Source organism: Serratia myotis (genome assembly GCF_027474885.1).
GTDB classification, from domain to species: domain Bacteria; phylum Pseudomonadota; class Gammaproteobacteria; order Enterobacterales; family Enterobacteriaceae; genus Serratia; species Serratia proteamaculans.
Window position 1 is genome coordinate 2627624 of sequence record NZ_CP099707.1, and the last position, 12261, is coordinate 2639884.

At 54.7% G+C, this 12261-nt stretch carries 7 protein-coding genes; all 7 read right to left on the bottom strand.

The features are described 5' to 3' along the window. Positions 1 to 1422, bottom strand: a complete 1422-nt coding sequence (locus tag NHG65_RS12585; protein WP_499183412.1) for a hypothetical protein — start codon at positions 1420 to 1422, stop codon at positions 1 to 3. Beyond that, on the bottom strand, positions 1403 to 3328 hold the full coding sequence (locus tag NHG65_RS12590) for a hypothetical protein (protein WP_499183413.1): 1926 nt from the start codon (positions 3326 to 3328) through the stop codon (positions 1403 to 1405). Before NHG65_RS12590 ends, NHG65_RS12585 begins: the two co-directional genes overlap by 20 nt. 10 nt (positions 3329 to 3338) lie before the next feature. After that, entirely contained in the window at positions 3339 to 5000 is a 1662-nt protein-coding gene (locus NHG65_RS12595) for a hypothetical protein (protein ID WP_207976899.1), read from the bottom strand. Between the two features lie 13 nt (positions 5001 to 5013). After that, positions 5014 to 6849, bottom strand: coding sequence for a hypothetical protein (locus NHG65_RS12600; protein ID WP_499183414.1), 1836 nt, complete (start codon positions 6847 to 6849; stop codon positions 5014 to 5016). Positions 6850 to 6915: 66 nt separating this feature from the next. Beyond that, the gene (locus NHG65_RS12605; protein WP_499183415.1) at positions 6916 to 9057 is read right to left on the bottom strand and encodes a hypothetical protein; all 2142 of its coding nucleotides are present in this window, start codon (positions 9055 to 9057) and stop codon (positions 6916 to 6918) included. Between the two features lie 21 nt (positions 9058 to 9078). After that, positions 9079 to 10512 carry a hypothetical protein gene (locus NHG65_RS12610; RefSeq protein WP_499183416.1) on the bottom strand — a complete coding sequence of 478 codons (1434 nt, stop codon included), beginning with the start codon at positions 10510 to 10512 and terminating at the stop codon, positions 9079 to 9081. Beyond that, positions 10509 to 12260: a hypothetical protein gene (locus NHG65_RS12615; RefSeq protein WP_207976890.1), complete on the bottom strand. Its 1752-nt coding sequence runs from the start codon at positions 12258 to 12260 to the stop codon at positions 10509 to 10511. The genes NHG65_RS12610 and NHG65_RS12615 overlap by 4 nt, the downstream gene beginning before the upstream one ends. Position 12261 lies beyond the last annotated feature (1 nt).

Consider the following 12261-nt stretch of genomic DNA (forward strand, 5'->3'; position numbering starts at 1 on the left):
TCAAGGCACGTAAATGATCTCAAAGCTGGAGGTTTTGTCGTAGTAGGGCGTCATGCCGCCATCGACGTAGAAAACCTGCAGGTCGTAATGATAAACCAGCTTTTTATCCGGATTGAGGATCAGATCCAATGCCGAGACTTTGACCGTCACGTCATGGCTGGGATGCTCTTTGGTCAATTCAACCGTCTGGTTGTCGATGTTCACCAAAATGCGTTTGATCGGGCGTGGCCCTGAGGGATCGTAAGCGCCGCTGTCGCTCCTGAATTCAACGGTTTTGTAGATGTCCACCGGGGCGGACTGTTGGATAAAGTCGAGCACCTTGCTCTGGTATTTGGCGTCCAGCGCCAGCACCACCGGCAGATGATCCGGGTTAAAACCGGTAAATTGCACCGACAGATAGCCTTTCAACAACAGGTTTTGCGGTGAACGGTTAAATAATGCGTCCCAGATCAGCGCGAACTGCCGGGCGGGCAAGGTGAATGAATCGACAATCCCGCTTTGCAGGTTGATCAGCGCATTTTTTTCCTCGGTTTTCCCCTCCGGCAATGCCAACTGCAACACCAGCGAATCGGCGTTGGCGAAAGGGGCCAATCTGGCATCCGGCTGCATGTGTGAAAACTGTGCCGTGGCGTCAGCAATGCGCCCCTGGTTTACCTTGGGTGACAGGAAGTAGTCAAAGGTCACCTTGATCTCATCGAGCGAGGTGGCGTGCTCATCGGCAGAGAATGAAATCGACAGCATGGGTTTGCCGTCGGTATCGGTCGCCAACAGGAAAGTGTCCGGCAGGTAGTAAAGGGAATTTTTGCGCACATAGTCCTGATAGTAGTTGTACCAAAGCTGCTGATACTCCAGTGGGGTGAGGATCAGTTGCAGACGAGCCGGTGGCGGCAAAATACCCTGATAGATGTACGGATAGTAGTTTTCGGCAAAGTAGAAAACTTTAGGGTCGGTGACGGTATTGGTGATGCCATGATCGGTTTTGATGGCGACCACCAGCGTGGTTTGCGCATCGTAATCCGAAAGGGCCTGCAGCAAGGCATCGCGCTGCTCCAGCTTGTACAGGTCAAGCTGTGCCTGATAGCGATTTTCCTGCGATGTCAGCATCACCTGGTCGAAGATCATCTCTTCGACGCTGCCAAAGCGGGTGAAACTCAGAACCACATAGGGAACCTGTGGCACCTGGCGACTCAGGGCGAAATCCAGCTGCATGCGCCAACTGGTGCCGTCGGTGCTGGTGGCAATCTGGTAACGGGTTTCTCCTGAAACGATCTCGGTGCAGACCTCGGCGGTCATCTCATCCGCCAGCACCGGCGGGGCAGCCCGATAGCGTAGTTGCCTGGCCTCGACGTCAGGAAACTGTTCGCGCGCATTCTGCAGAATAATTTGGTTCAGTGTCACCAGGTCATTGAGAAAGGTATTCATGGTTATCCTCATTGCGTTCAGTTTGGGCCAGAGTTCTGAATTGGTTCAGGCAGGACGAGGTCCAGAGGAAGCGTCCGTCATGCCGACGATACAGCGGGCTTTCCAAGCGGTCGGCGGGCCAGTGCCAGTGGGCCAATGCGTCAATCACCGGCGTGAGCTGCGGGATCCCCGCCAGGCTGGCGTACTCCAGAGCGGCGCGCCATTCGTTGGGATGGGCGTAATAGGGGGTCAGAATACTGAGCCGGTCGTAACGCTGGTCGCTCCATTGCACTGCCTGATTCAGCATCTGAATAATGCGCCGATAGGCCGGCAGTACGGCATCGCTCCCGGCCACCAACGTATGGAGCAAAACCAGCGCGTTGGTATTTACGCAGCAATCCAGTTGGCGAATATCATTGTCGTCCTTCATCCAGGTATGAAAGCTTTGGCACTCTGCCCATTGGTGTTGTACGGCGGCCTGACGGGGGTCAACCCGGCGGATCTGGTAGCCGTTCATCTGTGCGATCGTCTGCCTGACCTGTGCCAGCGAAATACGGCCAAACTTGTACAGCAGCTCGGTAATGATGGCGGTATCGTCAATGTCGGCGCAGATACGCTGATTGGCCATCCACTGGGGATGGGCCGCCGTCGGCCAAAAGCTGAAGTGGAACGGGCGGGTTTCGCAGGCGATTAAAAAATCCAGCGCCCTCTCAATAAAGGGAGCGGTTTGTGGGGTGTAATCCAGGGTGCGTAACACCTGCGCGGTAACAAAGGCATTTTCATCCTGATGCCAGCGTCCGTCCGGCGTTCGGACATGGGCGGTAAAGGCACCGCTGGCACACTGTTGCTCAAGTAACGCCGTCAGACTGGAGCGGACAGTCCTTATGGTGGAGGGAGCCGGACTCAGCGGTATCTCCTCGAAGTGGGTATTTTGCGGGCTGAAAGTACAGCTGATGGCCTGACGACCCTGCATATCCACCGAAAACCCCACCACGTTGAATTGCAGCGGAACCTGCGCGCTGATTGCGCATTGCAACAAGGGCATGGCTTGGCGGTTTTGGGTCAGCAAGGTTTGCACCGCAGGGAACACCCGCGAGTTATCACCAAAGAAACTGGCCGCCATGGTGAACAGCGTGAAGCTTTCCAGTTCGCCGCCGGGGCCGTAAACCAGGCTAAAGCCGTAGGTGGTGGCAGGAAAACCTTCACTACCCAAGGTCTGTTGCAGAGCGTGGCCCAGCAGCGGTACCAGCGCTGGGAACAGCCGTTCGCAGCCGAAAAAGGTCATCACCGCCAAAATCTCGGCATCAGTGATGCGAGCGCTGTGCCACTGAAAGTAATATTCACGTGGTGAGACGGGCTGCTGCGGATAATAGCCCACCATCAGCAATGACAATCCTGCCTGTTGGCAGGCAACGGCAGGGTAATCCTTCACGCCGCCGGGCCAATCGTCCGGGTCTGGAGCGCCGGGCGGCACTTCGGAATACACTTTGGTTTTAACCGTCTCCGGACTGTATTTTCGTCCCAGCCAGGATCCAAACCGCAATGGCTGTGCGCTCTGGCGCTGCATGTGGCCGACTGCCGCCAAACAGCTTTCGACCTTCTGCTGCGGTGGTGAAAGGGTCAGTTGCTGGTAGTGCCGGTAAAAACTTCCAACTCCCCGATCTTCGGCGTAACGCGGCAAAAATGGATCCAACGTGCAGGAAAGTGCCTGCGGGTTAGACGACGAAACGGTGAACTCGAGCGGGCAGCCGTTATACCCCAGCAGGCTGGTGTTAAAGGCGGCAGACAGGCAGCCGGAGGCCAGACGTGCCTGGCTGAACCGGGCGATCTCGGGCACCAGCGTGGTGTGCAAGTACGGCGCTTCCTGACACAGGGCGCTTACCAGGGCGTTCCATGCCGCTGGTAATACTGCATGGCGTTCGACCATCGTCAGTCACCTATGCCACGGCCGGGATAACAATGGCCGGTGGGTTTTCGCTGCCGTCAATCGTGACGCTGTCACCTCCAACCTTCAGGTAAGTGATTTTGTAGTCAACCGTCCAGGGCTGCTCGGTCAGGCAGCGATACTTAAAGGTCTGCTCTTCGGTTTTATCCGGATTAAACTGGTATTTCTTGGTTTTTCGACTCTTTTTGTCGTCCAGATAGGTCAGTTCGACGATCACCTGATTGTAATTCTCCCAGGAAAATTTCCGGTCGAGGAAGATGGCAATCTCGTTGAAGGTCAGCACCGCCCCGGGATCCAAATTCAGCAGGGTCGACGCCGAGACCGACTGCGGTTGATAGCTGCTGCTGCCTTCCCAGCCGGTGGTGGCGGCAGACTTGAAGGCATACTCGCTGTGGATCACAAAGAGTTCATTGCGGTCGCTGCTGCGAGAAATGTTTTTGCTCCATTTACCGTCATCGGTGATAAACGGCTCGGCGGTATAAACCTGTTTGTTGTAGTCGATTTTGAAGGTGGCGGCTTTAATGCCGTACTCGGCAAAGCCGTCCGGCCCCAATACGGTAAAGTCGATTTTCTGGAAGAAGGGATCGTTAACGTTCACTTCAATAAAGTAAGGCGGTTCTTTTTTGGCGCGCAGGATATCGCTGCCGATAAAGTTTTGCGGCACTGCCGATTGGCTGAGGGCTTTCGACGAAATGTAATTGAAGTTCAGGCTTTTGGTTTCTTCGATCCGCACCAGCTTGATCTCCAGTGAGGCGCTGGGGAACAGCCCGCCTTTACCGCCTTCCTCGCCGTCTTCCTTGCCGCTGGCGAGCAGAGATTCCAGAATGGAGTCGCTGGCCGATTTGGCCTGGGTATTACTGTCATCATTAGGTTTAAGCGACGCGGTAAAGAAGCTTTTCAGGATCTCTTCTTTGACAAACTGCAGCGCCCACTCTTTCTCTTTGGCTTCCTCCTCGCTTGGCATGCTCTCGGTCACCTTGATGATTAACTTCTGATCCTGCTGCAGTTTTTTGATCACGCTGTCAAAGCCCAACCAAAAACTGGCGGGGGTTTCCACCGGGATCGGGATATTGGCGCCAAATTTCAGGTCGAACTCCTTGTAGAGGCTTTCAAACTTGGCCTCGACCTCGACTTTCAGTGCCGGGGTAATGCCGGTAAAGCTAAGGTTGTAGGCCACGGCGGCCGGGGCCTGTGCCTTATTAAACGCCGCCTCGAGGATCACCGCCTGCTGCGGCGTCAGTTTGGCGCTGAAGATGGCGCTGTTGTTGCCAAACAGGCTGGGGCACTGCGCGCTGATTAACTCGCCGTTGGCATTGCTGCCGACATCAAGCACAAAAAAGTTCACCGTGCCTTTGTCATAGGGAACCTGGGCCTTGCGGGCGGTTTTGGGATCCACTTTCAGCTTGCGCAGGTATTCGTTGAAGGCGGTGTCCAGCTCGGCGGGGTCGATCGAGGTATTGACCTCGAAGTTGATGTAACCCCCTTGCTGACCGCTGCCGTCGCCGGTGTACTTGATCAATGAAAAGATCGGCTTTCCGTCTTTCGCTGCGATATGGATATCACCGGGCAAATACCAGAACTGCTTGTCATCGGAATCGTCGGCAAAGAAGGTGATGTTGTTGATAGTGGCGGTTCTTGCTCTGAGTAATAACATGGCGTTTCCTTAATTAATTGAGGTTGGCAATATCAATAGCGTCTAGACCGGTGGCGGTTTGGACGTACTCGGGTTTATCCCCGCCCTGGCCCGGCAGGTAGCTGAACCAGATCTCCAGGTCGACGGCAAGCCGCTCTGGGGCGATTTGGTCGGCGCTAAAGCGCTGGGGGGCGGCTTCGGTTTCGGTAAACTGAAAAATTTGCTGCAGAGGCGGAGTGTCATCGCCGGGCAAATAGGCATAGCTGGCGGAAACCATCACCGACTCCACCTGTTGCCAGTCCATACTGGCGGACAGCATTAATACCCGTTGGTGATACAAACTGGAGGGCAGATACACATCCTGACTGGTCGGCTCGGTCAGCACCGCAGAGATATGGGGTGAGTTGGCGGCGCTGCTGTACTCCTTGGTTACGTCAAATAAATACTGGTCGGGGTTGGGCAGCATCACCGGGTAGCTGTCCTGCTGCGCAGTCTGGCTAATCTGAAAGCTTTTCGACAGGCTGGATGCTGTCTGCCCGATTGGACGGCAGCGCAGGGTGACCAACACCGACTGGTACCAGCGCCAGTCAAACAGGTTGGCGGCCTTGATGACAAAATCGTAGCGGCCATAGAGCGACTCAATATCCAGATAGACATCGTTCAATTCGGTTTGCAGCGCGCCGGAGCTGACCGACCTCACGCCGCCCACCGCCTGGTTGAGATAGACGGTGAAGTCATACTCGACGGGCCACAGCATTTTGCCGGTTTGTGGGTCGATAATACTGGGTGACCTGAAGATTTTCGGTTTGGTATCGCCCTGGCGGAAGGTGTATTGCTTGTTGTCCGGGCCATAGCGCAGACGCACCATCACCAGTTGAACGTTATCGTCCAGTTCGTCGGACAACAGATTGATCCGGACCTCGCGATGGGCGAAGAAATCATCCTGCAGATCGCTTTGGCTGATCACCCGATCGGCCTGATAGTCGGTACCGGCGACCAGTTCAGCAAACAGCGCCTGCGGATAAAGCGAGCGTTTGACCACCGTGGTTTCCGTCAGTTTTCCGCTTAAACGTCGCTGGTCAATATCTTCAACCGACAGTCGTTGCAGGTAAAAACCGGCCTGGGGTTTGTCTTGTTGTGGCACTTCGGCAAACACCGGGGTAAAAAACTCACCGGTCAGGATCTGCGTCAATTCGGCTGTGGCCTGCCTGAAGTGGCCATCAGGATCGGTGTCTCTGACTTTGATGGTCACCACTTTTTCGCTGATCAGCTGCGCCGAGGTTTTTTCGATGTCGACGGAAAAGAACAGCAGGTTAAAACCGACCGACTGTTGCAGGAATTGATAAACCTGGTCCCAGCGGGCCTCCAGTTCAAAGGTGGCCGGAGGAAGTTGTTGCAGGTAGTCAATTTTGTAGCTGATGGCAATCGGCGCAGTGGCCGGTGTGGCCATCAGGCTGGCCAGCAGGGCGATATCGCTGTCCGTGGCCAGTTTGGCCAGCAGATAACAGTTGAGCTGCTCGCTCAAGGAGGTCTTGCTGGTTTGGCCTGCGATAAAGCCGGGAATGTTCAGCGTGGCAGTACAGCCGATCGCCTGCAACGGCAATAATACCGCGTCGTGCGGCATGTCCGGGCTGGCGGCTGCCGCGGCACGGGCGGCCTCGGGACTGCTGCTCAACTGGGTTTGCAACGACAGCATGGCATAGTAAACCGTGGCCGGTTGACTGCTGTTTCTAAATATCTGTAGCTGGACGGCGGGCTGGTTATCGTCAATAACGCTAATGCCCGGCGCCGCCGCGCAATAATAATAAATCGGCCTGTCCGGGTCGGCTCGGATAAAACAGATGTTTTGCACTACGACCTGAGTGTTCATAGCGACCATTCCATTTTATGAAGGTGAATCAGGGCAAAGAAGCTTTGCCCTGGGGGGCTCAGCGCGTCAGAAAGTCACCACCACGATGGTGCTGGTTCCTGTCACATCCTTCTCGACGGTTTTTTCAAGATTGTCAGCCCCGTAATACACCGTAGAAACGTAATGGATCTTCACCTCGTTGCCTTTTTCCACCTGCATCAGATCGAAGGTCAGATATTGGGTGAGGGACTTAGGATCAAACTCGGTCAGGGCCAGGGATTGGGACTGCGTAAAGTCCCACTTCGGGTAATACACCACCATTTCATAGGTGATCAACGTGACGTCTTTCTGGGTCGGTTTGAAGATAATGGTGTACTTCTGCGTTTTCGGCAGGGCATTGGCGACCAAAATCTGGTGGCCACGGATCAGCCCATAACCCGGTAGCTGCGGGCTGGTCTCAACGCCGTTGGGGATGTAGGTCAGACTGTCCCCATCCAGGGTCTGGTAATCGGTGGAGAAATAAATCGGTTTATCCACATCGACGCCAATCGGATAAATAAAGGGTTGAGGGAGTGTCGACTCATTGACCACCTGGCTGTTGGTCTTGAGTTTGACCCCCTTATCCGGATCGGAATATTGGGTTTTGATCACCACCTGGCTGAAGACTTTCCAACCCATAGGATCAAGCAGCGTAGCAATGTCGGTATAAACGATGCCGCATTCGGCCACGTTGATGGAGATAATCAGATCCTGATCGCTCTGAAGGTCACCAGAGTGGTAGGGCTTGGCCTGCATACCGGTGAAGTTGACGGTATAGGAATATTTAAACGCACGGCCCAATTCAGGTTTGATAAACCATTTGCCGGTTTTTTTCGCTCCACTGTCGCCAGGGGAAAACTGCAGGGTGCTCTGGTTGTCTTTGTCGTAGTAGGCGGTCACCACGATATTGGCCACGTTGTATTTCGCCAGATCCTGAGTGACAAAAAACTCGGGCTGGATGTACTGATAGAACGGGTCGTTAAGATCGTACTCTTTGAAGTACTCTTTCAGATTGGCTTCGCCGACGATGGACTGGATCGACGGCAACTGGGTCTGCGGCGCAATGGAGAAGGAGACCACCGAGTTTTCTTCATAGACGCGAGTAAAGCTTTTGGTTTCGCTGAGGCTGGATTTGAATTTATCAAAACCGTCGGCGTCATTAAGCAACTCGAGGCTCATGTCCAACCCGGTTTGGCTACTTAAAATCTGTTCGACCTGTTTCTGACCCCAGGCGGTCAGACCGTCCTTCCATTTGATGTACTGATCAGGTGACATGCCCATTTCTGCGGCGGTCAGCCCGACCTGAACGTCGATCTTGATCGCGCCTTTTTCGATATATTCGCGCTCAATTTTTTTCTCATCGGCCGACCAGGTATGGTAGCTGATGCTTTGTGTTACCGACTTGGTGATCTCACTGTCGTAGCTGACGGTGACTTTGGCGGCCGGCAGGGAGGCATCCAGGCTGAAGTCGAAGCGAATGCCTACGCTGGAGTTTTTATCGGTGCCTTTCAACACCTGTTCGAACAGGGTGGCACCTTCACCGGTCAACGACAGGCTGAACACGGTGTTGTTATCCCCCAGGCCTGATGGCGACAGCGTGGTGGGGATTTGGCGATAGAACTTCTCGTTGCTGTCCAGAATCAATGAGGCCTGTGCCGAGGTGAGTCTCGGGACTTCCAGCCTGATTTCTGTCGGCGTCAATTCCAGCACGAATTGGTCATTGCCTTTGTTGGCGTCATACAACGCGACAAATCTGGCGGCCTGGTCGTCATTCAGGCTGGTATTGCGCAACGCGGTATCCATGGCGGCTTTTTTGGTCGCATTTTCGGGATCGGCCACCGAGGCCTGCTCGGCTTGAACATACTTGACGATCAGGGTGGATTTTGCGATCAGCGGATCTTTAAGCTTGCCGAGTAACTCGATGCTGATCTTGCTTTTCATCTCCGAATCAGGCTGCGGCAGCATCACGGTAAATTGCGCATAGCCGCCCTGGGTGTCTTCACTGCGATACTTGTAGAACATGAAATAGGGGCTTTTGGCATCCCTGGCGACAAACACCGGGATCTCTGGCACCACATAATAAATATTCTTATCAATACTGTCGCCGTAACAGGTAAAGGCATATTCCTTAATACCCAGATATTTATCCGTAGGGATTTTGACCGATTGCTGCAAAGCGGTGGTTAACATAGGGTGTTCCTCTTGTTTATATCACTTGTTGTATTGCAGTTTGACGGGGCTGGCGCTGGCCTGCTGCGGGCCAGAGTCGTAGGTTTTGGGGAATATCGAGGCGGTTTTTCCTTGCCAACGGTAGTCAATGCGACCGTTTAATCCGTTGGCATGGGCATTGATCCACCAGTTGGCTTGCCACTGTTGGGTGCTGAACGAAAAGCTAAAGTTTTGTTTTTTCCCCTGGCTGGCCGGCGAATAGCTCGCGGTGCCGCTGACCGTTTTAAACTCTGCCTTCAGGTGTTCGGCTTCAAACAGCACGCTGTAAAACCCCAGGTCTTGCGGAGTGAGCGCGATGTTGTCTTGCCACTGGAGTTGATTCTCATAGCCGGAGTAATCAGAAAACGTCACTTTGAGGGTGATATCGCTGACTTCCGAGGTGGTTTTCAATGTCACCGGCGGGAAGTTGGGCCACTGCATCGGCGTTTGTGTCTGGTCGTAACGCAGCTCAATCGACGTGATATTAAAACCGTTAGGATTGAAGCCCAGGCTCACTACGCATTCGCGGTGCTTGACGGGTTTTTCCGGCCGAGTGGGTTCAGGCAATGGCGTCGGCGTGAACGTGATTATGCTGTCGGCAGGCAGTTGACCAAGCAGGCTGGCAATATCCTGCTGCTGCGCCAGCAAATAGCGCTGCGGCACGCTATTGCTGTAGCTGACGTCATAACTGAGCTTGCTGGGGATCTCATCTATCGAGTGGATGTTACGTAGCGTGTTGCTGACCAGTTGTGACGCGGTTTTCACCAACGAATTCCTGACCAACTCGCGGGTCTGTTCCGAGGGGGCGTTGTCGAACTGCTCCAGCAGGGCGATCACTCCGGCGTCGATCTGCTGGTTGAGCAGGATGGCGATAACTTCCGGTTGGCGCGCCTGCTCGTTGAAGGCCAGGGTTAAAAATGCCACCCAGTCGGCCTCCAGCCTGGCGGTGGCGCGGCTGCTGACGCTGAAGCGGCTGTGGGTCACCAGATAAACTTGGCTCTTGGCTCCGCGAATGGCGCTGTCCAGCAGGCCTGACTCAGTGTGGGTCAGCGGCATTTTGGACAGTTCAAACTCGATGTTATAGCTGTCTGACTCTGGCTGGCGGATAAAACGCAGGAACAGCGATTGGCGGATATCGCCTTGCTCCAGGCTGATTTTTCCGGGTGCCGAAATGAAATGCTGGCGGATATAGGCCTCAATTGCCGCCGTGTCGACCGGCAGGTTGGGCGCGATAAAGGTCGCCAGACCGCCGCCCGGACTGGTCAGCAAATGCAGCGCACTGATTTTACCGCCCGGGCCGTCCAGCACCACTTGCGGAGTATAACTGCCGTAGGTATAGCACCCCGGTGGCTGCGTTTGGTCGTGGAAGGCCAGGGCTCTGCCAAGCAGGAAAAAATTTTGTAACGTCTGCTGGGGATTCAGTTCTTCAGTGTTCATTTTTCACCTTTGACATCAATCGTTTGATCGCCGGTCACATAGGCCGACCATGGGCCGGTGCTGATTTGGTAGCGAAACCCACTGGCAAAAATCGAAGTGACCGTCCAGGGGTAGTCGTAGCTGTTCTGCTGGTGGGTAAAGGTGTGCTCCGTGGTGCGGCTTTGGCTTTCCGGCTGAAAGGTCAATGCGACTTTGAGCATTTCAGCGGGCAGAGTGACGGTGATCCGCGCTCGCTGTGAGCCAAACTGCGGGAAGCTGTAAGCCCCGATAGTGGTGGCCTGGGTAATCGGCATCGGTAGCGGCACGACTCCACCACCGGCCAACTGGTAAGCCGTTGCTTCAATAAAGGTTTCGTCACCGAGAACCGGGCAACTGAAATAAGGCTCTGCCGCGGTTAAGGCCAAGTCCTGCTGCCAACCGGCAGAATGATAGATACCGCCAATCCGACTCTCCTTGGCGAAACCCGGATCAAGGCTGATGGTCAGGAATGGGCAGGGCAATGCGGCGTAATCCAGTACCAGCGCTCGTTCGGCGCAGGGGCGTCGTTCACCGATCAGGGTGTGCCAGCTTCCTTCCTGCGGATAATTAACCCGGATTTGGTAGAAAAAAGGGGCTGGCTCAAGTGCGCTGGTATGAAAATGGAAGATCAACCTGCTCTGGTCGGGGCCCAGTCGTTGGGTTTGGCTCTGCTCCAGTGGGTAAACATTCCCGGCCGGAACAGTCAGCTGAATATCGATGGAAACATTGCTTTTCAGTCCCAGCGGCAAGACGTAAAAGACATCGATTTCCTGTTCACCCGGCGGTAATGGCGGGGCTGTAGTGCGGTGAATAATGGTATCAGGTGAGACCTTGGCAATTTGCTGCGCGGCGGCAAAAGGATCCAGTATGAAGCACAGCGGACGTCGGCTCAGTACCACTGTGTCGAGCATGAAGATCACCCGGCCACCTTGCGCTGGAATACTCAGTGCGATCATCGCCGTATTACTGGACGCCGGACCGGCGTAGGGCGTGCCCCGAAAATTGTAGAGACGGTCAAGCAACGTCTGACTGAACAGCAGGTTTCCCTCGGGATCGCTCACTGGCAGTGGCGGGCTGATTTGCAGCGGCAGCAGCGCAATATTCTGGTAGAGATATTGCGTCAGCAGACCATAGTCGAAGGCCACCCGATCATCGCCAACAGGCTGTGCGCCTTTGACTCCGGCGGCCAATGCCAGTATCAGCTCCCGGGGATCAAACTCGACGGAGTACGCCAGCCGTGGTGAGACCCCTTCAACAAAACCGTCCAGCCGGGCATTAAAGCCGATAGTCTCATTGAGCAGGGTTTTCTCGATCAGTTGAGTGCTGGCCGAGTTCAGCAAAATAATAAACTGGATGCACTGCGCCGAATACCAGGTCGGGTCATAGCTTTGCCCACTGAGGGCGCTGTGATACTCAATCGGTACGTCAAAGCCCAGGCTGGCAGGCAACACGGGCAGTACTTTCACCGCTTTATCCGGGTGCTGTTGTTTGAAGTCCGCCAGACTTTGGTCACCGGCATACTGCAGTTCGGTGGTGAAATTCAGCCAACCGTAAATGCTGTCGGTGCTGGGACTGCGAACAATATCCAGCGAGAACGCCAAGGGATCCGCTGCCAAAATGGCGAGGGATGCCGGGTATAAAAAATAGGCATCATTTTGCTGATAGGCCGCAATGAACCTGTGCCGATCGGTAATGATAATCTGCTGAAAGTCCGGGTATCCCTGATACATA

Excerpts from the sequence above, each read along its gene's own strand:
- NHG65_RS12590 (WP_499183413.1), bottom strand. The coding sequence starts at position 3,328 with ATGGTCGAACGCCATGCAGTATTACCAGCGGCATGGAACGCCCTGGTA.
- NHG65_RS12595 (WP_207976899.1), bottom strand. The coding sequence starts at position 5,000 with ATGTTATTACTCAGAGCAAGAACCGCCACTATCAACAACATCACCTTC.
- NHG65_RS12585 (WP_499183412.1), bottom strand. The coding sequence starts at position 1,422 with ATGAATACCTTTCTCAATGACCTGGTGACACTGAACCAAATTATTCTG.
- NHG65_RS12605 (WP_499183415.1), bottom strand. The coding sequence starts at position 9,057 with ATGTTAACCACCGCTTTGCAGCAATCGGTCAAAATCCCTACGGATAAA.
- NHG65_RS12600 (WP_499183414.1), bottom strand. The coding sequence starts at position 6,849 with ATGAACACTCAGGTCGTAGTGCAAAACATCTGTTTTATCCGAGCCGAC.
- NHG65_RS12610 (WP_499183416.1), bottom strand. The coding sequence starts at position 10,512 with ATGAACACTGAAGAACTGAATCCCCAGCAGACGTTACAAAATTTTTTC.
- NHG65_RS12615 (WP_207976890.1), bottom strand. The coding sequence starts at position 12,260 with ATGTATCAGGGATACCCGGACTTTCAGCAGATTATCATTACCGATCGG.